Raw genomic sequence first — 24,869 nt, 5'->3', positions numbered from 1 at the left:
TTTCAATAGCATCAGTTCATTTCAAGAACATTCATTCTAATTATTTCAAATTACAGCTCGACATAATCTTGAGGTTCCTTCCTGGGATATTAGTTTAAACATATATCGGAACCGAATCGATTCAGCCATTCTGCCGTCACGGTTCCTGATTGGATCAATGTCCCGTTCTGTCCTGTGAGGATCTAATTATACGGGTCATCATCTTACGCGAAAGCAACCGCGGCATAAACGCGATGAACCGGTTTCGAGCACCTGGCATAATTAACGTCTTGCCACGCAAAAAGCCTCGGTACCCTTCTTCAGCCACCTGCCCAGCCTCCATGATAGCACCATTCAACATCTTCGAGGCGCCCATACCCGAACGATCAACAAAGCCGGTTGACGTCAGCCCTGGGCATAGTGCCGTCACAGTAACTCCTGTGCCGCTTACTTCGTTCTCCAAAGCCTCGGTAAATGACAGCACGTACGCCTTCGTCGCGTAATAAACCGACATCATAGGTCCAGGGAAGAAACCCACCAACGAAGCCACATTCATCACTCCGCCTTGCCCACGTTTGATCATATCCGGCAGGAACAGCTTCGTCATAACCGTCAGAGCCTTGATATTGATGTCAATCATATTTACTTCTTGCTCCATATCCGTCTCCATAAAAGTCCCAAACAAACCGAAGCCGGCATTGTTGACAAGATAGTCAACGATGATCCCCTTCTCTTTAAGCTCCGTGAAAATTTCCTCCGGAACCCCAGGTGCTGCAACATCCTTGGCAATAACCGTCGCCTGAATGCCATATTTCCCCTCATACTCCTGCGCAAGCTCCAAAATCTTACCCTCACTGCGAGCTACCAGTACAATATTATGTCCACCCTTGGCAAAACGGTCTGCTAACTCTTTACCAATCCCACCGGATACTCCTGTGATAAGAACTGTCTTTCTCATTTTGTAGCCCACCTCTATTTTTAATGTAAACTTTAAATCCTTTTGCGGCGTTTCTAGCACAGCTTTACAACTTCGAGCTAAGTGATAATAGCTTGATACCATCTGCTTCTAGTTTACCTTCCTCGGAGAACACTCATTCTAAAAGCACGTAAGTATTGATTTTCGAATAGAGAAGAGGCTAGTGCATGGAGAGACTAAAAATACAGGAACGATCATTCTATTAAGTTGAAAAAAAATCGATCATTTTACTAAAAGCTGCATGGATAGGTTAGATATACGACGAAGTTTTTCTTTGGCAATCGAGGTTCTTGCCATTACCCTTAACCCAACCCCTACATTATGCAGAAATTCCGCCAATTCCCCAGCATCGTACTCAGAAGTGAATTCACCGTCTTGTTGCCCCCAAAGAATAATTTCCTTGAATAGTTGCTCTGCCGTTGTGAACACTTCAATGGACTTTTTATTAATATCGGCATCACGCGCCGCCAATTCCACCGTCGAATTCACCATTAAGCAGCCGGAAGCTGGGTTCTCTTCTTCGCAGATCAAGAAGCCAACAATAAACTGAAGTGCTTCTGTTGCAGTTTTGGAGCTTTTTACCCCTGCTGCAAGTGCGGTGCTAATTTTATTATCATAAAGCTCTACTGCCTTTAGAAACAGCGTATGTTTGTCGCCAAATGTGTCATACAAGCTTCCGCGATGGATTCCCATGTGCTCGACCAGATCGGTCATGGATGTCTTCTCGTAGCCCTGTTCCCAAAAAAGTCTCATCGCTTTATCTAATACAACGGACTCTTCGAACTCTTTGCTTCTGGCCATTGGAATTCCCTCCTGTCAAAAAAACGATCATTGAATAAAATGATCTCGTAGTTTAGAAGGTCACGATCACTTTGCCCTGGGAGTGGCCCGTCGACACTTTAATCAACGCCTTATTAATGTCATCAAATGTATAAGTTAAATCTATAGAGGGCTTGATATTTTCTTTTTCAACAAGTTTAGTGATTTCTTGTAATTGACTTCCATTGGCTTGCACAAATAAAAAACGATATTCATTTTGATTCTTACGTGCTAAAGAATCTAAGCGAGCACCCACTAAACCAAACAATGCTTTTTTCCACATCGGAAAATGATTGTCAACCGCAAAGCGATAATTAGGTCCGGCTTTCAAAGATACCAATTTCCCTTGTGGTTTTAAAATGCCCAGTTCAGCTTTGATCTCTTTGGTACCCAAGGTGTCAATCACATAATCGATATCGGACAGTATGTCAGCATAGTTCTCTGCCTTATAATTTATGAATTGATCAGCCCCGATTGACAGTGTACGTGATCTGCCTCTTTCACTGCCACTTGTAATAACATATAACCCCATTGATTTGGCAATGGGAATTGCCATAGCGCCGAAGCCCCCGGTTCCTCCAGGAATGAATAGCTTTTTATTCGGCTGAGCATCGAGCACTTCGTGTAACGCTTGATAAGCAGTCAAGGCAGTAAGGGGTACCGCAGCAGCTTCAATGAAAGATAGATTTTCAGGCATGATGGATAAAGCATCTTCATTCACGGCCGCATATTCAGCAAAAGCACCGATTTTAGCAAGTGGTAACCTCGTATACACAGGGTCACCAACCTTAAAATTCAAAACATCATCGCCAACAGCCTCAATAACGCCAGATAGTTCATTTCCTAAAGTCAATGGCAGCTCATAGTCGGCAATCATCCGAACGCTGCCATTCAAATTAAGAATGTCCAGTGGATTTACACCTGCAGCTTTTACTTTGACAAGTACCTCGTGGCTATTGATCTGTGGTATGTTAACATCATTTAATTCCACTTGGATTTTTTTTGAATATTTCTGTATTTGTGCTGCTCTCATGTTCCATCCGTCCCCTCTTCCTTTGCTGATTTTGGGGGTAGCACGTAGATAAATCATGGCGCACAATTTTCAGTTGTACGCCAGTCTTTACCATGTACGATATTATTACCCCTCTTGGGATTCTAATTCTTCCATCGTAGGATAATCCGTGTAACCTTTGCTTCCCAAACCAAAGAATGTTGTCGGATCTGCTTCATTCAATGGTGCACCTTTTTGAAGTCTTTCCACTAAATCGGGATTGGCTAATGACCATACACCAACAGGTACCAGATCAGCTAGGCCACTATCTATATCCAGGCTAAGATCCTCCAGAGCTCGTCCAGCACGATTGACTAACAATGGATTCGTCCAGATTGAACGAATGTCTTGGAGCAGTTTTTCGTTTCCAAGATGCATGACATGAAGGTAAGCTAAATCCAATTGAGCTAATTCTTTTACAAGATAACGATAAAGTTCAGGACCTTGTTCACCATCTTGGATCCCACCAAGAGGTGTCCCTGGCGAGATACGGAAGCCTGTTCTTTCTGCTCCAATTTCTTCGACGATGGCTTTCGTTACTTCAATCGCGAAGCGAGCACGATTTTCTATAGATCCCCCATATTCATCCGTCCGTGTATTCGAATTTTCTCCGATAAATTGATTAATCAGATAGCCATTTGCTCCATGGATTTCAACGCCATCCGCACCTGCTTTAATAGCCGCTGCTGCTGCTTTTCGGAAATCGGCAATAGTCGTTTGAATATCCTCTTTACTTAACTCACGCGGAACGGGGATGTCCTGCATACCTTTAGCAGTAAACATTTCTACACCTGGCGCGATTGCAGATGGCGCAACAGGTTGACGATGATGTGGTGTATTGTCTGGGTGCGACATGCGACCAGCATGCATTAATTGGATATACATGTATCCACCTGCTTCATGCACTGCATCTGTAACTTTTTTCCATCTTTCAATATGCTTATCCGTATAGATCCCAGGTGACCATAAGTACCCTTGACCATCATCAGAAGGTTGTGTACCTTCCGTGATAATGAGTCCCATTGATGCTCGTTGAGCATAATAAAGGGAAGTTAGCTCTCCCGGTGTACCATCTTCTTGCGATCTACTACGTGTCATTGGTGCCATAGCTAAACGATGAGGTAACTCCATTTTTCCAATTTTCGTTTTACTCCACAACTTTTCCATTCTTTTATAATCTCCTTTTCAAATAAATTACAAGGATATATTAATTTGATTTAAAATTCTGAGATTACTGGATAGATTGGGCCTCTCAGTTTGAAATCATAGTTCTGATCTACAATCCCTACCACATCGTTGCTATCATAAAGATCCACCATGAAGCCGGCCATTTGCTTGGCAGTGTGGTACTTAGGCATGTTTGCTTTGTAATCAAATTCTTCCGCATCTATTGATTTTTTCACAAATTCCGTTTCCGTTATAGCTGGTGCTAAAACTTTTGCCTTCAGTTTTGCCCCTTTCAGTTCGAGTTCTTTTGCAAGCCCTTCGGTGAAGGCACTAACATAATATTTAGATGCAGAATAAGCAACACTACCAACAGCAATGGCATATCCGAGTGCGGATGATACGTTAATTAACTGAGTTCCTTCTACATCAGCATAATCTCGCACATATAGTGTAGAAAGGATGGTCAAGGATTCTATGTTAACACGTAACATGGTTTCTACTTTTTCTAGATTCTGATCCGCTACAAAGGCGCCTTCTCCAAGCCCCGCATTATTAATCCAGGTCTCTATTTGATATTCCTTTAAATCGTTATACAGGGTATACGCCTGATCTGTAACCGATAAGTCACTTGTACGCACAATAACGTCCAACTCAGGATGGCTACTCTGAAGCGTTGATTTAAGTTCTTCTAGTTTGTCCAATCTTCTAGCTACCAGAATTAAGTTTTTGCCACGTGCAGCAAACGCTAATGCCGTTTCATATCCAATACCTGAACTTGCTCCTGTGATAACTGTGTAATTCATATTATTCTCTCCTTCAGAAAATTCAGATTGGTGTACATAAGTTGCGTATCTCTTGTTTCAGAGACAGGAGCCTAACTTCTCAATAAATTCTGTAGATAATTAAAGAATGATCATTCTAATTTAAATAAAAAAAATGGTTAGATCTAACTTGCATTAAGTATAACAATTTTAGAACGAACAGTAAATAATTTTTTTATATCGTTTTCTTAGAAAGTGATCTAATTGTTATATGCTAAGTTCTTTTCTTTTACGGTTATAGGATACAAGTTCTTTTCTCAGATAAAGACAAGAACTTGTATCGTTAAAACAAAAAAAGCTTCCATTTAGGCGACCCCTAAGCCATTATGTTATTGTTCGATATAATCGCTATAAATTGCTTTTTTAGTGTGTTGTGTGTTATTTGAAAAATGAAACGTGTTGTCATAACCCGTTCAATCTAAAATGGCCAATGTCGTATCAATTATATCCGTTAATTTTTGTTGATCCGTTCTTGTCTTAACCAGCGTACGCAGTCCCAACCAGGCATTCATTAAATAATGAGAAATAGCTTTTGGTTCAAGATTAGTCTTAATCTCACCGGTTTGCTGACCCTCCAGAATAAGTTTAGCCAATAACTCCTCTGTTTTGGAATAACTCTCCTCTACCAGGTGTGCAACTTCTGGATCCAATACGCCCAGTTCCACGCCTGAATTCACGATGAAGCACCCTAGAGGTTCTCCTTCATTTCTCAATGTCGACTCAAACATTGCTCGAATTAATTCCTTTACTGATTTTTGCCTTTCAACCATAAAGTTGATTTTTTGGGTTTGCTTAGCCTCATATCGTTCGAGAGATTTCATAAATAAGGCATGCTTATCCCCAAAAGTATCATAGATACTTCTTCGGTGAATGCCCATAAAATCAACTAATTCTTGCATTGAAGTTTTCTCATAACCTTGTGCCCAGAAAAGTTGTATCGCTTTATCTAATACTTCATTAACTTCAAATTCTTTGGGTCTTGCCATTGTCATCACCTCAGACAATCATTATACAGTTAAGTGAGTGATCAGCAAACTGGAAGAGTAAAAAACAAGAATAAAATCAAGCATAGCGCTTGATTTTATTCAATGTAGTGTAGTATACGTATAATGCAGGCCGGTTTTAACGAAGGATTCTTCGTTTGTCTGCTTGTAACCAATCGGGCGTCCATCCTTTTTCCAGCGCATCCAAGGTTACTCCTGGTGGAACAATGGTATCTATCGCATCCAGTATATCGCTGCTTAATCGGATGTCACTACCCTTTAGCGTTTCCCGGAGTTGCTCAATGGTTCTTGGCCCAATAATGGCAGAAGTAATGGACGAATGAGCTTGTGTGAATGCCATGGCAAGATGAGGCAAAGTTAAACCTGCTTCATCTGCAAGGCTTTGGAGTTTGGCGATGGCTTCAAACTTGGTGCGGTTTTCTTCTCGATTAGGATCAACAATGGCTGACAATTTCCCCAGGGAACTGGCTGCTCTTGAATCCGGGGCAGCAGCTGCTCCTGAACGGTATTTTCCCGTTAATAAGCCACCCGAAAGTGGGCTCCAGACCAAAACGCCCATCCCGTATTTTGCCGTGGCGGCTAGCAGATCAAATTCAATACTTCGATTCAAAATGGAGTACGGGGCTTGCTCGGATACAAAGCTTGCGGTATTTTTGCGTTCGCTGGTCCATTGAGCCTCCGTCACTTGCCATGCCTGAAAATTGGATGTACCAATATAGCGAATCTTCCCTTCTCTTACCAGATCCGTAAGCGCATCAAGACTCTCTTCAATATCGGTATGGAGATCCGGCCGATGCAGTTGATACAAATCGATATGATCCGTTTGCAGCCTTCTCAAACTATCCTCTACTGCACGTTTAATCCAATATTTAGAATTTCCTGATTGATTGGGTCCACTGCCCATGGGCATTCCGCCTTTCGTGGCCAGAACAACATCCTTTCTGCGTCCTTTTAGAATGTGACCCAGAATTTCTTCGGATTGACCACTTGAATAGACATCCGCCGTATCGATCAGGTTAATGCCTCCAGCCAAAGCCTCATCCAGCATGACTGCAGCTTCTTTCTCCGTATTGTTCCCCCAAAAACCAAACGAACCTGTACCTAATACAAAACCGCTTACTTTAAGACCTGTATGACCTAATACACGATATTCCATGTTCACTTCATCCCTTCTTAGATTAATATTATTAGAACAATCGTTCTAATTTGGTTAAAAAATTTGCATGATGCCGACAAGCTTCTCCTTACTGTTCTGGATGATATTATAGAATATTCATTCTAATAAAGCAATAAAAACAATTATTCATCTAAGAGCTTCATCGAAATATTGGCCATACAGTATGCAGATATTCCGCCAGTTCCCCAGCATTGTAATCAGAGGTGAATTCGCCTTCCCGCTGCCGAATTCAACATGAAGTAGCCGGAAGGCGAGTCCTCTTCTCCACGAATCATGAAGCCAAAAATAAACTGAAAAGCCTCCGTTGCAGTCTTGGAGCGTTTAACCCCTCCTGCAAGCCGGCGTTGATTCTTTCGCCAAACCGATCCATAGAGCTATGGTGTATTACTTAAATAAGTACTTTAGTTGCTTCCGAAGTAAAAGGAATCAATTCGTCTATACGTCCTTCACGAATTTTCTTAGCCCATGCAGGATCGACCAGTAGAGAACATCCAACTGCCACCATGTCAAATTCTTCATTCTCAAGCCGTTGAACCAGTCCATCGATACCGACGTTATTCGCTCCTTTTCCTTCGGTGAAAAGACTCATGAATTCATTGTCAAGGCCAACAGATCCAACCGTAATTGTTGGTTTGCCAGTCAACTTTTTGGTCCATCCGGCAAAGTTCAGATCAGAGCCCTCGAATTCCGGCTCCCAGAAACGTCGTGTGGAACAGTGGAAAATATCGACGCCCGCATTAACAAGTGGCGTCAGGAATTGCTCCAGCAATTCCGGAGTTTCTGCCAATTTAGCTTGGTAATCATCACTCTTCCATTGCGATAAACGCAGAACAATCGGGAATTCCGGTCCAACTACCTCACGGCAAGCCTCAATGACTTCAACTGCAAAGCGTGTGCGTGCAAGCGTATCCCCACCATAACGATCTGTACGAGGATTGGTTTTCTCATAGAAGAATTGATCAATCAGAAAGCTGTGCGCACCGTGTAGCTCAATACCATCGAACCCAAGACGCTTCGCCTCAGAGGCTGCCTGTGCAAATGCCTGGACGATTTCAGTAATTTCAGCTTCCGAATAATCGCCAACATGACCTTTAGCTCCCATATGCCAGATCTGTGGAATGATCCGTCCACCGGCCTCATGTACCTCTGACACTACGTTCGCCCAGCCATGTAGTGCAGCTTCGCCATAAAAGTGCGGCACGTTAACTAGATTGGATGCATCCGGATGATTGATTACCGTTCCTTCTGTCACAATAAGACCCACACTGTTCTCCGCTCTGCGGCGGTAATAGGAAGCGACATCTGCACCTGGTATACCATCCGGAGAAAATTGACGAGTCATCGGTGCCATCACGATCCGATTGGATAATTTCAAGTTGCCTAATTCTATAGGTTGAAACAGTGGTTCTACTGATTGAGAATAATTCATAATAGCCTCCACAAATTTAGTCTTATTATAAAATGCTTAGACGCTTCACAGGCCATAACCCGCGTTAAGACCAGCTTGACGTACAGATGAATCGTTCAAAGAACTTTTTGAAAAGCCCCACCTCCTTAAATTTCATTGTTAGCCCTGCTTCACTACAACAATACATCCATTCTTGACTACAAAGTCAAGAATGAGGCAAAAAAAAGATCAAGGCAACATCATGGCAAAAGACGTACGCAAAACCGCCTCGATCTGTTCATGCGATGAACCGGACTTCTCCATAATTCTCACACCCAGTATGGTGTTATTTAGATAAGCTGCAAGCTCTTTGCTAGAAAAATGGTTCGAAATTAACTGCTGTTCCTGACCACTACGAATGATCTTCTCTAAAATCTGTTGAACCTCTTCGAACATCAGCTCATTTTCTCGCATGACCTGCTCGTCATCTGTTCCGAATTCCAGTGAGGAATTCACCATTAGACATCCTTGGCAGCCGGATTTGCCGCCTAAAAGTGAATGGCGCAAAGAATCGAGTTTATCAAGCGGAGATGAGGCTTGTGCTTCGATCTCCTTCAATGTCCCTACGCTCTGTTCGCGATAGAGTGCCAGCGCCTTGAGGAACAATGAGCGTTTGTCATTAAATACACAATACAAACTTTGCTTCTTGACCCCTGTCATACGAGTAAGATCCTCATAAGAGGTTGACTTGAATCCTTGTTCCCAGAATACTTCCATAGACTGTTGCAATGCACGATCGACATCAAATTCTCTTGGTCTGCTCATATGATAAAACTATCACTTCTTGACCGTGTAGTCAACAATTAAATATCCTCTCATCAAAGACGAGAGTTACTTGTTGGACGCGGTTTTTACATTACAAAATGTCCACGGTCTTAGTTTTCCCATTGAAACCTCCGTATCTTTTTACGGTCTCAGTTCGTTTACAAGGAGAAATCAATGAAAACAATTTTATGTATACATTTCATTTAACGGAGGCCTGATATTATGGAAATTTCAAAGGGAGTAGAAATGCTTCATCTAGATTTTCATGGGAATATGATTCACCCCATTCTTTTGTGGGATCGAGAAATGGCTGTTTTAATAGACACAGGATTCCCAGGGCAAATTGAAGATTTACGCGTGGCCATGGAAAAGGTAGGAGTGTCGTTCGACAAACTAAAAGTTGTGATTTTGACGCATCAGGATATGGATCATATAGGCAGTCTTCCTGAGATTTTGCAGGAGTGTGGCAATCATGTTAAAGTATATGCACACGAACTGGATAAGCCGTATATTCAGGGGGAAATACCTCTTTTAAAAGATGGTCACCTTGAGAATCCCCCGCAGGGCAAAGTGGACGATACCTTAATAGATGGTCAGGAACTGCCATTTTGCGGCAGGATTCGCGTCATTCATACTCCTGGGCATACTCCTGATCATATCAGCCTTTATTTAAAGAAAAGTAAGACTCTCATTGCCGGGGATTCGATGTACAGTGTAAACGGGATTCTCGGGGGAATTCATGTCCCGACCACACCGGATATAACTGCAGCTCGTCTCTCATTGAAAAAGTATTTAGATCTCGACATTGCATCCGTGGTTTGTTATCATGGGGGATTAAGTAATGTAAATGTTAATGATCAGATATTAGGACTTAGCCAAGGATTATAAAGTTAAAGCTTCAGCAATACATCTTTTGGTGAAACGATGTCGTTCCGCTAACGAAGAACGTTAGTTGAACTTCACTCTAGCTGTGATTTCGAAACCGGATTCCCTTGTAAGATCATACAGGGTCCGGTTTTTTCTATGCAACTATTTTCAATAAGAACTTTTTACCGTCAAGTTGGTATTTATAAGCTCTTTAATCTAAAACGCAAAAAGGACGAGGCTATTTTATGGCTGGCTCGTCCTTTTTCGTTTGTTTACAGACTTTTTACGACTTTGATTATAGAATATATCAACTTCAATCAGAGATAGAAGTTTTAAAACTCATGTCGAAGGACGATTCTACCTGTAATGTCTTTGGCATCCATACGTCGATGTGCCTCAGGCGCATAATTAAACGGAAGAACGGTTAGAGGAATATCTAACTTACCTTCCTCAAGTAGTCGAAGAACAACCTTTGCCGCAGGACGGCCAGCTGAGGGATTTCCAAGCAAATAGCCACCAACATTAAATCCCTGAACTCCAATATTATTATGCCAAATTGTATTACTTGTAATATTCACTGGCGTCTCACTTGCATTGCCAACAATTAGAGCACGACCAAGTGGGGCCATTAATTCGAAGCTACTAGCGAGCATGTGGCAAAGGGAACATATTTAGAGTGAACTCTAACGTAGGAGGGGTAAATCATGTTCACGATTAAAGAAGTGGCGGATAAAACAGGCATCACGGCACATACGCTTCGCTATTATGAGCGGGAGGGAATAATGCCTAGTGTCAAACGGGATGCAGGTGGTAACCGATTTTACGATGAAGAGAGCATAGAAGGGCTGAATTTTATTTTGGCTCTTCGCTCGACGGGGATGCCCCTTTCCAAAATTAAGCAATATGTAAGTTTGTACCTGGAAGGGGAGAGCACCATGGCTGCACGCAAGCAAATATTGCAGGATCATAGGGCAAAGGTGGAAGAGGATCTTAGACAGACCATAAAACATCTGGAGCAGATTAATTACAAATTGGGGCTGTATTACTTGCAGGAGAACGGCCACATGAAGATGCTGCTTTAAGTCCCTAACATTATTTATGATCATAACGAAGTACACGAACCCCCTGTCAGTTGTAGCTGGCAGGGGGTTCGTGTTAAATAAACGGAGGACCCGGAAAATTGAGTACCCAAGTTAGTTGTACCAATTGCCGGATTGGGTTATTTTTCTATACTACTATTTTTCGACAAGAACTTCTCACTGTGCAGATACTGCATAAATGCAAAAAAAGTAGAAACAGGAGGTTCTGCTTCTACTGGTCTTAAAAATCCCCCAAACATATACCCAAAACTGTATCAGTTATCAACCAAATTTGTCTCAATTATTACCGTTACTCACAGTATGCGTTGTCATAATTAGTGAGAATAACCACAAAATCACTTCTGTATTTTTATGCATCATGATGATTGTTGCTTTAGTAACTCAAGTGTATCCCTAATATCATGGAGGAACAACCAACAATATCAATGATTTGTTGGCATAAGCAAAAGGAGTGATGAATATGGGCGTTAAAGTAAAACATATACGTATAGCGAAAAAGCTCCCCGGAGCGTATAGCTTCGGGGAGCTTTCTTCATAAGAAGTTATGGGTATAAAATGTCTTTTTTATAAACTCGACTACCTCTTCCGACGTTTTCAGGGAAAGAACGGCCTCCTTCATGCTTTTTGCCTGTTCACCGGCCAGCTCTCTGATTTGCGTACGCACCGGAAGAATCGACGTTGCACTCATGGAGAACTCATCGAGCCCCAGACTAAGCAATATAGGAATGGCCTTAGCTTCCCTGAATTCGGAAACCGTGGCGATCATCGGGAACATGATTTTCAAATTCCCATATACGCTTGCGCGTAATAAGGCACGTAATTGGGTGCGAAAAATAGCCTGTTCTTCCAAGCATAAACGAATCGCTCTAAAGCCTAAAAAAGGGTTCATTTCTTTGGGCAGCTTCAAGTAAGGCAGTTCTTTATCGCCACCGATGTCCAAAGTACGGACAACTACCGGCTTCCCTTGCATTTTTTCCAAAACGGTTTTATAAGAGGCAAACTGCTCTTCCTCTGTCGGAAGCCGGTCTCTTCCCATATAAAGAAACTCCGTACGGTAAAGTCCAACCGCTTCTCCTCCATTTTCCAGCACACTTTTAACATCAGCCGGTGTACCGATGTTCGCGGCCAGTTCGACATGCACGCCATCCTTAGTTACCGTCGGCTCATGAACCAATTTGGCCCACTGTGCTTTTTGCGTTTCGTATTTTGCTTTTTTCGCTTCATATTGGGCAATGATTTCTGATGATGGGTCTATGATGACATCGCCTTCCAAACCGTCGACAATGACAACTACGCCGTTTTCAATCCTGGCCGTAGCTTGTTTTGTGCCGACGACAGACGGGATTTCCATGGAGCGGGCCATGATTGCCGAATGGGAAGTGCGGCCGCCGATATCCGTCGTAAAACCTTTCACATATCGGCGGTTTAACTGCGCGGTATCGGAAGGTGTCAAATCCTTGGCGATGATGACGACTTCTTCGGAAATCAAGCTTGGATCGGGAATTTGCACGCCTAATAAATGCGCGATTACCCGTTTCGTTACATCGCTGATATCTTTGGCGCGTTCCCGCATGTATTCGCTTTCCATGGATTCCAGCATGGAAACGAACCTGTCGGCTGATCCTTTCAAGGCAAATTCCGCGTTTACGCCTTCCGTACTTATATTTTTGTAAACCGGATTTAATAGTTCCGGGTCATTTAACACCAATATCTGAGCGGCGAGGATTTCCGCTTTATCGGCGCCAAGCTCACGGTTTACGTATTCCGTAATTTTTTCTAGCTCCACTTTGGAGCGGCTGATGGCCTGCTCCAATCGCCGTTTTTCGGCGTCCTTGTCTCCAATGCTCTTTTTTACGATTTGAAGATCCGGCTCCTCCAGGCGGTAGGCTTTGGCGATCGCTATACCGGCTGAAGCGCCAATTCCTTTCAGGTTATTGCTCATTATTCGCCAAGCCCTTCGTTTTTCAAGGTTTCTTCAATCCCTTGGATCGCCTTATCAGCATCGGAACCAACCGCAGCAATTTGAATTTGCGCTCCTTGCGGAACACCCAAAGACATGACACCCACAATTGATTTCAGATTAACGGTTCGGCCGTTATATTCGATGTTAACCTCCGCATTGTATTTGCTTGCGGCTTGAACCAAGATGGAAGCCGGACGCGTGTGAATGCCTACCTCGTCAATGACTGTAAATATTTTTCTCACCATAGTTTCTATCCCTCTTTCTATATAAATTGCTCTTTCTTTAATTCAACTTATATAGTCTTCCAAATTTAAATAGCATCTTTTCAAGCAGCATGGTTCCCGGTCCTGTTAAAACAAAGGCGATCACCGTTCCGATCCCCACGATCCCCCCGAAAAAGAATCCGGCGCTTAAAAAGACGGCATCTACGCCGATCCTGCCGATATCGTACCTTAACCCGAATCTTGACTCCGTATACCGCAAAACAGCGTCTATCGCGTACATTCCATTGCCAAAATTCATCAACAACACATAAGTCATGGAGAAACAAAAGTTAGCTAGGATGACGATGACAATTTTGTTGAATAGCGATAAATCCGCCAGCTCCATATTGACAATAAATGGATGAAACCAATTAATCAAGGGTCCTATCAAAAAGGAATACATGATGGAAGAAAAACCAATTGATTTATGATTTAACAAAAGACCCGCAGCGAGAAAAACAATACTTATGCAAAAGCTTGCAAGACCGATACTAACTCCGAGACTTTTATGCAATCCATCCAATAAAACCGTTAATGTATCGGACCCTATATTGCACTCGATAAATAAATTGACGGCTAGAGCGCTCAACAGGGTGGCAACGGCCACAATAACCAATCGACCGATACATTTCGCAAAAGCCGGGTATATATGCAACCTCAATCCAGATTTTCTCCATTAGAAGCGATCACTTTTTGCATCCAAGAAAAACTGTCTTTTTTGAGGCGCTTTTTACTACCGTTGCCACGATCATCCTGGTCGACGTAAATAAATCCATAGCGTTTGCTCATTTCCGAGGAAGAACAGCTAATAATATCGATTGGGCCCCAAGCATAATAACCTCTTAAATCCACCCCGTCTTTAATGGCCTCTTTCATTTGCTCAATATGGGCCCGGTAATAGTCAACTCGATAGGAATCATGGATGGATCCGTCTTCTTCCAAGGTGTCATGGTAACCGATCCCGTTTTCCGTGATATAAATAGGGCACTGATACCGGTCATAGAACAGGTTGAGAAAAGTGCGCAGACCGATCGGATCAATGGTCCATCCCCAAGGGTTGGCCGGAAGTTCGGTATTGCGGTAAGGTCCCGTTTTGTTTTTCATGCTTTCCGCATCATAAATGCGGGTATAGTAGTAGGAGAAGGACATAAAGTCCGCCGTATTTTTCAGTGCCTCTTCATCGCCCTCTGCAAATTCGACAGTGATGTTGTTGTCAGCGAAATAACGGAAAGCATAACCCGGGTAATATCCGCGAAGCAGAATATCGGAGAAAAAGTACTCCATCTGATTTCTGCGCACGGTGGCAAAGATGTCTTCCGGCCGGCAGGTAGCCGGATAAGCCGGTCCCCCACACAGCATCATCCCGATTTGCAAATTTGGATCCAGACTTTTGGCATATTTCGTGATCAGGCCGCAGGCAACAAATTCATGATGCAAGGCTTGGTATTTGGCGGAGGCCAAATCCTCCACGACATCCTCCGCAATGCCCAGGTGGTTGAAGGATTCATGATCAATCAAATTGATTTGATTAACAATAATCCAATATTTCACTTTTTTATGATACCGGTCAAAAACCACTTGGCCGAAGCGGACAAATAAATCAATCAATTCTCTGGAGTACCACCCTTTATAAGCCGTCGTTAAATGAAGTGGCATTTCATAATGGGACAGGGTGATCATCGGCTCCATGCCGTTCGCTATAATCTCGTCGATCAGGTCATCATAAAATTTCAAGCCTGCTTCATTAGGCTGAGCTTCGTCGCCATTCGGAAAAATTCTTGTCCAGTTAATCGAGGTGCGGAAGGTCTTGAGTCCCAGTTCCCCTAACATTTTCAAGTCTTCTTTATAGGTGTGATAGAAATCAATTCCCCAACGTTTCGGGAAAATACGACCTTCGCTTTGAATGGCTTCTTTAATATAGTCCGTAGTCAGCTCCAAATTCGACTTCTTATCTAAAGGAATACCATCCAAATATTCATTAATATCCGCTACGCTTAACCCTTTTCCGTCAACATTGTAAGCACCTTCTAATTGGTTGGCGGCAACCGCTCCCCCCCATAAAAAATCGGATGGGAATCCTGTTGGAATGTTCTTCATTTTGATTACTTCCTCTCTTTATTTATTAGTCATTTCCAGTTGGATCAATCTCTGGTTCAAGCTCTCGAAAATATCAATTAACCGCTTGGCAATATTAATTTCACTATAGACCGTCATGAGCGTATCTTGCGCATGGGCAAATAAAACGGAGTACTCTCCTTTTGCTCCTTCCGTTTCTTTTTGGATACAATTCGTTTGCACGCGATGAGCGATGACAATTTCCGCGTTGGCTAATTTCATTTTCTCCTTAGCCTCATCAAAGTTGCTTTTTTCAATATCCTTTAATGCATCCGTACAATGTTTTCTTGCTTCCCCTGCGTGCAAAATGATTTGCATCGCCTCTTGGGCTACTTGTTCCGAAGTCATAATAAAGTCTCCTTAACAGATTAATTGGTGGTTTGCGGCAATTCTTTTTCAAGTTCTTGTTTTTCGTAGGCTTTGAAAAATGGATACCAAATCATCGTGGCTACCGCGACGACGATTAACATCAGGATAATGCCTGTAATGGTTCCCGTTGTAATCCACGTGGAAATCGGAAAAGGAACGTACCACATATCGAAAACCACTTTCGGGATGGGGCCAAAGTGAATGACTTTGGTTCCGATCCAAACGATCAACGGTAAAATTAAACCATTGATCCACATAGGCATCATCATAATGGGATTCCATACGATTGAACCAAACACTAAAGGCTCGTTGATATTAAAGATAGAAGGTACCAAACATGCGCGTCCTAGCGCTTTTAGCTTGGTGCTTTTAGAAAGCAGATGCATAATGGCCAGCGGCAATGTACAGGCCACACCACCCACCCACAAGTATGCCGAATAAATCGTTTCGGCCGTTACGATATTATGCGCCCCCGCGGTAGCGTTTGCCATAATGGCCGCCAGAAAAATCGGCTTGGTGACAGGGGTCAAAATCCAACTGGAAATCCCCATGGAATACAAGAAACAGCTGATAAACAGAATTAACATGAATCCCCAAGGTGTCTCTACCACGTTGGCCAACGGCATAAAAATATTTAAAATGATGTTGTATATATCAATATGAACGAGATCGACCAACACCCAGGCCAGAACGATAGTCACCCCAATGGGAAGCATGGAATCAAACCAGGATCTGACAAAGTCCGGGATGACGGAATCTTCTTTGAAAAAGGAGAATTTTCCGAACAGCCCCATGATATAACCGGTAATCATAGCGGCGATGATGGCAACGAACATGCCTCCGGTGCCCAAAGAACTATGAGTAAAACCAACCGTACCGTCCTTTACGACTTGAGGAGTTACGATGATCAAAAAAGTAACCAGGCTTGTACATCCGGCAATAAAGCGCTGTTTTCTTAACTTCTTCTTTTCCATCAAATTAAACGGAATCAGGAAAGAAACCAACAGCGAAAGCATGCCCATCGTCCATCCGAACGGAACCCAAAAATCAGGGTAGTTTTTGATATGATACACATCTCCAGGTATAGTCAGAAGACAAAATACCGATCCTAAAAGAATAAAAGGCAATAGTTGCATGACAGAATCCTTAAGTGTGATTACCCATACATTGTTATTGACTTTATTCATTTTCGGAGAGAAGTCGTTTTTCAGCCATTCTATTAATTTGTTCATTTTGGCTATCCCCTTTAACTGTTCAACTCACGCAGCAGATCATCTAAAGCGGCTTCCCCATCTAAAGTGGAATAATAAGAAGGCTTCATTAAGAGCACTTTGACATGAACATCTTTGGTAAGCTCTTCGATTTCATCAACGATATAAGCCAAGTGGGGACCAACCAACAAAGCATCGATATCTTGGATATAATTCTCAATTTCCGCTTCCCCTCTAGCTTTGATATCCATATTCAAGTTTCTCTTTTTAGCGGCCTTGCGAATATTGGCAGCCATAAAACCGGAACTTGCTCCGGACCCGCAGACTAACAACACATGTAACATTTCGCTTGAATTTGCCATGGTAATCCTCCTTGCTTTTTTTTGTGACTGTACATCGATAGAAGTTTTTCCTTAGATTGAAGAAAGAATAAGTTTTCAGCGGAGCTGAAGCTTTCTTTAATCGCAAGAAAAGATTCCGCTGAACGCGGTCTGTCTTCTGTGACTGTACATCGATAGAAGTTTTTCTTATAATTTTGAAATGATAGCGCTATCTTTGTTACAACCAAACTATAATACAAACCCCAAAACGGGCTCAAATAAAAAACTGCACCCCTATGGTGCAACATTTTAAAGCGAGGTATTCTAAATGAAAACGCAGTATATTGATTTGATTCAATATTTAACCGAAAAAAGTGATGATTGGATTTCATCGAAAAGTTTAGCGGACAAAAACGACGTGTCCAAACGCACCATCAAATCTTATATAAGTGAGATCAATGCTATTCACCAGGGGTTAATCCTGTCGTCGAATAAAGGTTATAAAGTCGATACGGATAAAGTAAATATGTTTCTGGCAAGTGAACAAAAAGCAATCCCGCAAACCCAACCCGAAAGAATAGCTTATATTCTGAAAAAACTGGTGCAAACCAATGAGCCCATTTGCATTTACGATTTAAGCGACGCTCTGTTTATCAGCGAGTCAACACTTAGACTGGATCTGAAGCTGATCAAGGACAAGCTTGCCAAAAACAACCTGGAGCTGAGTTTGGTTAAAGATCATGTTGGGCTGCAAGGAAAGGAAAAAGATAAGCGCAAGCTAATGAGCAGCATTTTGTACGAGGAGGCCAACGGAAGTTTTATTGATATCGATAAAATCAAAGGATTTTATAAAGAGTTAAATATCGATTACATTCGGGAAGTCGTCGTTGAAACCTTTTCGGCTCATCACTTTTTTACGAATGATTATTATTTAACCAATGTGATCATCCACATCACCATTGCATTGGACAGAATGAAACATGATTTTCAGTTTTTAAATAAGACCGTGAATTATAACGTCGACAACACCGCATATTTAATCGCCAAAGATATCGCTTTTAAATTAGAATCGTATTTTCATGTAACCTATCCAGAAGAAGAAATCACCGATTTGGCGATCTTAATTTCGTGTAATGCGACCAATGTTAACTTTACGCAAATTGAAGTAAGCGACCTGGAAAATATCGCCGGCAAAGACTGCATTGATTTGGTCAGTGAAATAGCCATTGACCTGGATAAGTATTACTATATCAGTATTGCCGATTCTGATTTTATTACGCGTTTTACGCTGCATGTAAAAAACCTTTTGATGAGATTAAAAAATCATCATTCAACGAAAAATCCATTAACGAACACGATCAAAAGAGAATGCCCGCTCATTTATGATTGCGCTGTTCATGCTTCACATGTGATTAAAGAAAAAACCGGTTATATCATTAGCGATGATGAAATTGCCTATTTGGCTTTTCACCTGGGGTATGCTATTGAATTACAACGGCAATCGAACGTAAAAATCTCGTGCACGGTGCTGTTTCCGCTTTACTACAATATGAATGTGCAAATCATCAATAAATTACAGCAGTATTTTGGCGATGATATATCGATTCATTCGATTGTAACCGATGAGAGCGATTTGAATTATGTAACAAGTGATTTTATTATTTCTTCTGCCCAATTGCATAAGATTCCGGAAGTACCCTATGTCGTGATCACCCCGTTTTTTATAGAAAGTGATCGGGAAAAAGTATCGAATAAAATATTTGAATTAAAAGAGCAAAAAAAGAAAAATCAATTTAAGCTCCATCTGAAATCTTTTTTGGACGAAAGACATTTCTGCCACTCCACGGCAAAGTCCGGGAAAGAGGACATTTTACGGTTTATCTGTGACACCATGAACCGGGATGGTTATACGAACGAAAATTTTTTTACCAAAATTATGGAACGGGAAGCAATGTCCTCTACCGCGTTCGGACAAGTGGCCCTTCCTCATGCGATCAAAATGGAATCCAGCAAAACGGGCATGTTCATTTATTTGAATCCGAATGGCATCAAATGGGATCACTCTACCGTGAAAATAGTTTTATTAATCACCGTCAGCGGGGAGGATCGAAAAATATTCCGCGACATATTCGATGCGCTCGCCACCATATTGACGGACGATAAACATGTGAATTTATTGTCATCCCTCGATCATTTCAATGATTTTATCAATCAATTAATCGCCTGCTGGGAATAATTTGTTGACACTATTTTTGCCTTTCCCTACAATGAACGACAATCATTCAACTGGCAACGCGCGATTAAGCTAACGGAAAAATTTTTAATTACAAAGACGAACAGCAGGGCACTCTTCGAAGTAGAGTGCCCTGCCACAAAAATGTTTTCATTACATATAACATATTATTACAAGAGTAAAATGATTAGTTTAGTTTCTGTACACCTTTGAACCATACGGCTTTAATGGACAAGGTATCCGAGATGTAAGTTATCGGATCACCGTTTACTAGTATAAGGTCAGCGCGCGCACCCTCGGCAATACGGCCGCGATCAATAAGACCAAAGCAACGGGCTGGTTTCGAGGTAGCCGACTGAAGCGCTTCTATCGGAGTGAACCCGGCCTTCACCAGCAATTGCATTTCATGATGGACGCTGGCTCCATGAGCGAGGCCGCCAAGATTCGAAATGGGAACCGGAGCGACATCCGTCCCTACCAGAATATTAACTCCGGCACGGTGTAGGTCCATCACATTCTTAAAGCTGTTCTCCATATTGCCTTGTGGAAACGTATTGAAACTGGAGTTCAAGATATCGATCCAATCCAGACTTAATTTGGAATGAACACGCGGATCATTCGCCAATTCTGATGCCGGATTTCCAATAATAGATGAATTCAACACCAAGCACGGTATAACAAAAGCACCTGAACTCGCTATGGATTTCACTAACTCGGACGTGTACTCGGGTCTGTCGATAAACAAGTGGCCCAAACCGTCGACTCCAAAATCGATGGCTTCCTGCGATGAACGAGCCGTCAAGACGTGGGCGATGACCAACTTATCGAACTTGTGGGCTTCTGTCACGGCTGTTTTCAGAATCTCGTCGCTTAGTACAGGTAGGCCAGGTGCACCCATGACCGTACCTTCTTCAATCATGATCTTAATATAGTCGGCTCCATTTTCCACTTGAGTATGCACATGTTTAATCGCCTCTTCCACCGTCGTCACTTGTGGTATTTCTTCGTGATCGTGAGCGTATGCAGCCAACATCGTTTCCCGGTCTTCCTTCGATAACTTCTCTAGTTCCTTTAATACGAATTCCGGTATTTCATCTCCATCCGGCAGTAATTCATCTGGGTGTCCGCCCGGAGCGGTGATCGCTATGCCAGCAGAACGGACGTCTGCGACGTCATTCACATTTTTTAACTGAATCTCGCGCCCTCTTTTAGCAAAATCGCCGTTCATTTCGAGTTCTGTTGTAACGCCGAATTTTAAGGCATCTCGTAATCCTCCGATTGAGGTATGGACATGTGCATCAATCAGACCAGGCAGTAGAGTCGCATTTTCTCCATCGATAATCGTTGCATCGGCCGGAATGTCTCCACCCACTGAAATAATGGACTCCCCTTTAATGACAACATATCTGGGGGTAATAATTTGGTCTCCATCAAAGATACGTACATTTGTAATCGCCGTAACTTGTTCTAACGCAGCATTTTGAGCTACCTTCTCCATTTGAATTCCTCCCAAGTGTTTGCTGTTAAACAATTCGGAGTATAACTGTTAGATATCTAACTGTCAACAAACTAATCTTCGTTTGACACGAAAGCTGGATCTCTGTATAGTTTATTTACTTACAGTTAGTTTTCTAACAATATGGGGAGGTACGATCATGAAGCCTCACAAGTATACGCCTTATCTGGATTTGTTTCAGGTTATTGGCCTTAAGTTAAAGAAAAAAGCGGACGGTAGCATAAAAGAGTTAGGATTAAACGCTCAACAAGGAAAAATAATTTTGTATATCTACGAGAATCAAGAGACTGGATTGATTCAGAGGGATCTTGCTGATCGGTTTCATCTGCGCGGGGCTAGCATTACAAGTGTGCTTCAAGGTCTTGAGCAAAGAGGATTTATCGAGCGTAAAATCCCAGCCAATAATGAACGGCAAAAAAATATTTATGTTTTACCAAAGGCCGTTGAATTGATTGAAGACTTTAATGACTCCTTCCAAAAGGTGGAGGACGAAATCGTTCAAGTCCTTACCGAAGAGGAGAAGCAAACCTTGAAGGAATTGTTGATCAGAATTAATGAACGCTTATACTAATATTTCTTTACCCATAATACCGCTCTCTATTTGAACCAAAGTAGCCGTCCCCTGATTTTAGCAAAAGCCTGATGACACTTGTTCATCAGGCTTTTGTTTTTACTAAGAAACATATTTTTGTTATGTTTCATTAATATTTAGTACACAACTTTATTGTCTGTAGACAACTGACGGGAAATACAATCTCATTTTAAACGCGGCCATTGAAGTCATTACGGAAAAAGGATTTGATAAGACGGTTATTATCCAACGATAGCTGAAGGGTTACCTAACTTCTCCGGTCTTCCCCTATGTTACTTTCTCTGAGTCTTGCCTCTATAGTCCCGAACTTTCAACATGACATTAATCGTTTTTGTCGAGTCCTCAAACTACCGTATCTCGTTATATTCAAAAAAATTTATCATTAATTCTCCTATTTCTTTAGCATGGGTTTCCAAAGCAAAATGTCCTGTATCTAATAAGTGAATTTCCGAATCCGGTAGATCTTTTTTGAAAGCTACCGCACCTGCAGGAATAAATGAAACATCATTTTCCCCCCAAACAGCTAATAGAGCAGGCTGATATTGTTGGAGATATTGTTGAAAACGTGGATACATCTTCACATTAGTTTGGTAGTCGTATATTAAATCCAATTGTTTTTCGCCATTCCCGGGTCGGGACATATATGCACTATCAAGAATATAGCCGTCTGGAGAGACCCTATTATCTTTGGTTCCATCAATATACTGTTTCCTTATGGTTTCTGGGGCAAAGGCAATTCTATAACTTTCTCTCTTTTCATGAGTTGGATTACGCCAAAATTCTTCTCTTGCCGCCCATTTTGCACCTAATCCTTCACGATACACGTTACCATTTTGGCTTATTATTGCTGTTATACGTTCTGGGTTTCGCATTGCAATACGAAATCCAATTGGTGCTCCATAATCAAATACATATAATGCATATTTAGTAAGCTTAAGCTTAGAAATAAAACAATCAATTATATGGGTTATATTCTCAAATGTATATTGAAAATCAGTTCGGTCAGGTGATGATGAATTCCCAAAACCCGGATAATCAGGAGCGATTAAAAAAAAGTCTTCTTCTAATACCGGCATGAGATCCCTAAACATATGGCTTGCACTTGGAAAACCATGAAGCAATACAATAACAGGTTTATCTGGATTTCCAGCTTGCCGATAAAATATTTCGATTCCATTTACTTCAACATTATGATAAGTCTTCATTGGTAACAACCTTTCTAATGTATATTCACATTTTCTATAATTTACCATTTAAAAATTGTGCTTCACCCAGTCCGAAGCTCCAATCTGCTTCGCCATTTTCTACAATACTCACCATTACATCATGAGGAGATATGCCACAGTGCTTCTCCAATCTCTCTGCTAATAAAGAATAAAGCTTTTCCTTTTTGTCATTTGGTCTAGCTTTGCTGATGATTGTTAAAACGACAAGATTATCCGTGCGGTTAATTTCCAATCCAGTATCTTCAATAATCATTTGATAAGCTGAGTGTTCATGAACAATCTGATATCGGTCTCGCTCTGGAACGTCAAAAGCTTCAACTATTACTTCATGTGAAACATCTAATAACCGTTTAATACTCTCTTTATCTCTACCTTCAATTAAATCAAAATGAACCAATGGCAAAAGAATCGTCTCCTCTTTTTTTATATTTTTCGACCATGATCATCTGTTACATTAAAGCATGATATTTCTAGCCTCTTCTACGATTGGTTAACAATATCGCCTGCAGATTGATTAGCTGTAAGCATTCTTGTATCTTGGCCTGCCCATTGACAATCTGTGGAACAAGTGCCATCGTTCCAATGTCTGCACCGAGGGGCTTGGATGATGGATCAAAGGTGCCTCGATGCCCCCCTGCTTCACTGCCTTGAGCAACTATTACATCCTCGCTTCACAGCTTGGGTTGCTTCGTTTACAGTTGTTGCTTTACTTATGATTTTTTATACCTAACGATTTAGCTTTTTGGATATGATGCTCAGAAACTAAACCAAATGTAATACTAATGATCGGAAAAAAAGTTATAGCAAACGATGCCTGATTCAGCTTTCTAATCTCTTAAGAAGCAGCAGATCCCATTAGTACCATATTTGCTCTCCCTCACTTTTTAGTTTACATCGAGTTTATCTATCATGTATAATCCAAAAATCAGATGTTATATATCATAATTTCAGATACTTGAGATTTCAATGGAGGTTATTTTGTGGATATTCATCTATTAGAGGTATTCATTCAAGCAGCTCATGAGGGTAGTATTTCGAAAACCGCTAAGAAATTAAACTATGCTCAATCAAATGTTACACACAAGATCCAACAGTTAGAGGCAGATCTACAGACATCCTTATTTTATCGTCACAAAAAGGGAATTACTCTTACTCCCTCTGGACAAGTTTTGGTATCATATACCGAAAAAATATTTAATACGATTAATGAAGCCCGAGCAGCAGTAGGGAACTCTTCTACTCCTTCAGGTCCTCTTATTATTGGTTCATTGGAAACAACAGCAGCTGTACGGTTACCTACTGCTTTAGCTCAATATCATTTGAAATATCCGAAAGTAGATTTTTCATTAATTACTGGACCCACCGAAAAGTTACTTCACGCAGTTCTTCGATATGAACTGCATGGAGCTTTTGTTTCGGGTCCAATTGAACATCCTGAATTACTGCAAAAGAAAGTAATTGAGGAGACACTCGTTCTTGTAACTTCATCACAACATCCTGTAATGACATCTATCCATGATCTACAAAATCATACAATGCTAGTCTTCCCTAAAGGATGCTCATACCGTGCAAAACTAAATTCTCTCTTACAAGAAGAGGGATTATTACCTGTAAAATTAATGGAATTTGGGACCCTTGAAACGATACTTGCTTGTGTCAGTGCTGGCTTGGGTATTACTTTACTGCCTTTGTCCATAATTGCTGATTATGAAGTTCGTGGGAAGGTAACCAGCCATCCATTACCGGCTAAACATTCCTCTGTAACTACGATGTTTGTTAAGCGAAAAGATACCCTTATTACGTCAGCGTTATCAGCCTTTTTGGACGAAGTGAAGAACATTGTCACTGAAAAATCATGAACCTCAAACAAAAGTCATAATGAATTCAA

Annotated in this window: 25 protein-coding genes; 5 read left to right on the top strand and 20 right to left on the bottom strand. The window is 41.6% G+C overall.

The genetic code is table 11. The features are described from left to right. Positions 1-154 precede the first annotated feature (154 nt). The 9 genes from HPL003_RS10655 to HPL003_RS10615 all read right to left on the bottom strand — a co-directional run bounded on the left by HPL003_RS10655 (position 155) and on the right by HPL003_RS10615 (position 9,206). Positions 155-937, bottom strand: coding sequence for an SDR family NAD(P)-dependent oxidoreductase (locus HPL003_RS10655; protein WP_014279642.1), 783 nt, complete (start codon positions 935-937; stop codon positions 155-157). Positions 938-1,177: 240 nt separating this feature from the next. Further along, entirely contained in the window at positions 1,178-1,756 is a 579-nt protein-coding gene (locus tag HPL003_RS10650) for a TetR/AcrR family transcriptional regulator (RefSeq protein ID WP_014279641.1), read from the bottom strand. 52 nt (positions 1,757-1,808) lie between these two features. Beyond that, on the bottom strand, positions 1,809-2,807 hold the full coding sequence (locus tag HPL003_RS10645; RefSeq protein ID WP_014279640.1) for an NADP-dependent oxidoreductase: 999 nt from the start codon (positions 2,805-2,807) through the stop codon (positions 1,809-1,811). A gap of 105 nt (positions 2,808-2,912) precedes the next feature. Beyond that, positions 2,913-3,992, bottom strand: a complete 1,080-nt coding sequence (locus HPL003_RS10640) for an alkene reductase (RefSeq protein ID WP_014279639.1) — start codon at positions 3,990-3,992, stop codon at positions 2,913-2,915. Positions 3,993-4,042: 50 nt separating this feature from the next. Then, entirely contained in the window at positions 4,043-4,795 is a 753-nt protein-coding gene (locus HPL003_RS10635; RefSeq protein WP_014279638.1) for an SDR family NAD(P)-dependent oxidoreductase, read from the bottom strand. 431 nt (positions 4,796-5,226) lie between these two features. Further along, positions 5,227-5,799, bottom strand: a complete 573-nt coding sequence (locus HPL003_RS10630) for a TetR/AcrR family transcriptional regulator (RefSeq protein ID WP_014279637.1) — start codon at positions 5,797-5,799, stop codon at positions 5,227-5,229. A 136-nt stretch (positions 5,800-5,935) separates the two neighbouring features. After that, positions 5,936-6,973 (bottom strand): aldo/keto reductase, encoded by a 1,038-nt coding sequence (locus HPL003_RS10625; protein ID WP_014279636.1) that lies wholly within the window; start codon positions 6,971-6,973, stop codon positions 5,936-5,938. 409 nt (positions 6,974-7,382) lie between these two features. Then, positions 7,383-8,423, bottom strand: a complete 1,041-nt coding sequence (locus HPL003_RS10620; RefSeq protein WP_014279635.1) for an NADH:flavin oxidoreductase — start codon at positions 8,421-8,423, stop codon at positions 7,383-7,385. Positions 8,424-8,630: 207 nt separating this feature from the next. Then, positions 8,631-9,206: a TetR/AcrR family transcriptional regulator gene (locus tag HPL003_RS10615; protein ID WP_014279634.1), complete on the bottom strand. Its 576-nt coding sequence runs from the start codon at positions 9,204-9,206 to the stop codon at positions 8,631-8,633. 222 nt (positions 9,207-9,428) lie between these two features. Between HPL003_RS10615 and HPL003_RS10610 the strand changes: the two genes are divergently transcribed. Next, complete coding sequence (locus tag HPL003_RS10610) at positions 9,429-10,094, top strand: MBL fold metallo-hydrolase (protein ID WP_014279633.1); 666 nt, start codon at positions 9,429-9,431, stop codon at positions 10,092-10,094. 311 nt (positions 10,095-10,405) lie between these two features. Here HPL003_RS10610 and HPL003_RS10605 read toward each other — a convergent pair whose 3' ends face one another. Continuing rightward, complete coding sequence (locus HPL003_RS10605; RefSeq protein ID WP_043922362.1) at positions 10,406-10,726, bottom strand: zinc-binding dehydrogenase; 321 nt, start codon at positions 10,724-10,726, stop codon at positions 10,406-10,408. 51 nt (positions 10,727-10,777) lie between these two features. Here HPL003_RS10605 and HPL003_RS10600 point away from each other — a divergent pair, with 51 nt between their 5' ends. Next, positions 10,778-11,155, top strand: coding sequence for a MerR family transcriptional regulator (locus HPL003_RS10600; RefSeq protein WP_014279631.1), 378 nt, complete (start codon positions 10,778-10,780; stop codon positions 11,153-11,155). A gap of 550 nt (positions 11,156-11,705) precedes the next feature. Here HPL003_RS10600 and ptsP read toward each other — a convergent pair. Genes ptsP through HPL003_RS10565 form a run of 7 tightly spaced genes read right to left on the bottom strand, consistent with a single transcriptional unit; the run spans position 11,706 to position 17,456 of the window. Further along, on the bottom strand, positions 11,706-13,115 hold the full coding sequence (gene ptsP, locus HPL003_RS10595; RefSeq protein ID WP_014279630.1) for a phosphoenolpyruvate--protein phosphotransferase: 1,410 nt from the start codon (positions 13,113-13,115) through the stop codon (positions 11,706-11,708). Further along, complete coding sequence (locus HPL003_RS10590) at positions 13,115-13,378, bottom strand: phosphocarrier protein HPr (protein WP_081473784.1); 264 nt, start codon at positions 13,376-13,378, stop codon at positions 13,115-13,117. The genes ptsP and HPL003_RS10590 overlap by 1 nt, the downstream gene beginning before the upstream one ends. A 40-nt stretch (positions 13,379-13,418) precedes the next feature. Next, the gene (locus tag HPL003_RS10585; protein ID WP_014279628.1) at positions 13,419-14,060 is read right to left on the bottom strand and encodes a YczE/YyaS/YitT family protein; all 642 of its coding nucleotides are present in this window, start codon (positions 14,058-14,060) and stop codon (positions 13,419-13,421) included. Next, complete coding sequence (locus HPL003_RS10580; protein ID WP_014279627.1) at positions 14,057-15,496, bottom strand: glycoside hydrolase family 1 protein; 1,440 nt, start codon at positions 15,494-15,496, stop codon at positions 14,057-14,059. Before HPL003_RS10580 ends, HPL003_RS10585 begins: the two co-directional genes overlap by 4 nt. A gap of 18 nt (positions 15,497-15,514) precedes the next feature. After that, positions 15,515-15,862: a PTS lactose/cellobiose transporter subunit IIA gene (locus tag HPL003_RS10575; RefSeq protein WP_014279626.1), complete on the bottom strand. Its 348-nt coding sequence runs from the start codon at positions 15,860-15,862 to the stop codon at positions 15,515-15,517. A 20-nt stretch (positions 15,863-15,882) separates the two neighbouring features. Then, on the bottom strand, positions 15,883-17,115 hold the full coding sequence (locus HPL003_RS10570) for a PTS sugar transporter subunit IIC (protein ID WP_014279625.1): 1,233 nt from the start codon (positions 17,113-17,115) through the stop codon (positions 15,883-15,885). A 14-nt stretch (positions 17,116-17,129) separates the two neighbouring features. Then, positions 17,130-17,456 (bottom strand): PTS sugar transporter subunit IIB, encoded by a 327-nt coding sequence (locus tag HPL003_RS10565; protein ID WP_014279624.1) that lies wholly within the window; start codon positions 17,454-17,456, stop codon positions 17,130-17,132. Between the two features lie 286 nt (positions 17,457-17,742). Here HPL003_RS10565 and HPL003_RS10560 point away from each other — a divergent pair, with 286 nt between their 5' ends. Further along, the gene (locus HPL003_RS10560; RefSeq protein WP_014279623.1) at positions 17,743-19,650 is read left to right on the top strand and encodes a BglG family transcription antiterminator; all 1,908 of its coding nucleotides are present in this window, start codon (positions 17,743-17,745) and stop codon (positions 19,648-19,650) included. Positions 19,651-19,834: 184 nt separating this feature from the next. On the opposite strand, the gene HPL003_RS10555 is transcribed toward HPL003_RS10560, so the two are convergent. Next, positions 19,835-21,145 (bottom strand): amidohydrolase family protein, encoded by a 1,311-nt coding sequence (locus HPL003_RS10555; protein WP_014279622.1) that lies wholly within the window; start codon positions 21,143-21,145, stop codon positions 19,835-19,837. 157 nt (positions 21,146-21,302) lie between these two features. Here HPL003_RS10555 and HPL003_RS10550 point away from each other — a divergent pair, with 157 nt between their 5' ends. Beyond that, positions 21,303-21,734 carry a MarR family winged helix-turn-helix transcriptional regulator gene (locus HPL003_RS10550; protein ID WP_014279621.1) on the top strand — a complete coding sequence of 144 codons (432 nt, stop codon included), beginning with the start codon at positions 21,303-21,305 and terminating at the stop codon, positions 21,732-21,734. A gap of 368 nt (positions 21,735-22,102) precedes the next feature. Here the strand turns inward: HPL003_RS10550 and HPL003_RS10545 are convergent, their stop codons facing one another. Next, positions 22,103-22,960 carry an alpha/beta fold hydrolase gene (locus tag HPL003_RS10545; RefSeq protein WP_014279620.1) on the bottom strand — a complete coding sequence of 286 codons (858 nt, stop codon included), beginning with the start codon at positions 22,958-22,960 and terminating at the stop codon, positions 22,103-22,105. Positions 22,961-22,994: 34 nt separating this feature from the next. Then, positions 22,995-23,384, bottom strand: coding sequence for a tautomerase family protein (locus HPL003_RS10540; protein ID WP_014279619.1), 390 nt, complete (start codon positions 23,382-23,384; stop codon positions 22,995-22,997). A 577-nt stretch (positions 23,385-23,961) separates the two neighbouring features. Between HPL003_RS10540 and HPL003_RS10535 the strand changes: the two genes are divergently transcribed. Further along, a complete protein-coding gene (locus HPL003_RS10535) occupies positions 23,962-24,840 on the top strand; it encodes a LysR family transcriptional regulator (RefSeq protein WP_014279617.1) in 879 nt (292 codons plus the stop codon). The last annotated feature ends 29 nt before the right edge of the window (positions 24,841-24,869 follow it).

It is taken from the genome of Paenibacillus terrae HPL-003 (genome assembly GCF_000235585.1).
Classification (GTDB): domain Bacteria; phylum Bacillota; class Bacilli; order Paenibacillales; family Paenibacillaceae; genus Paenibacillus; species Paenibacillus terrae_B.
The sequence above is the reverse complement of the archived record's forward strand: the minus strand, read 5'-3'. Positions and strand labels throughout refer to the sequence as shown.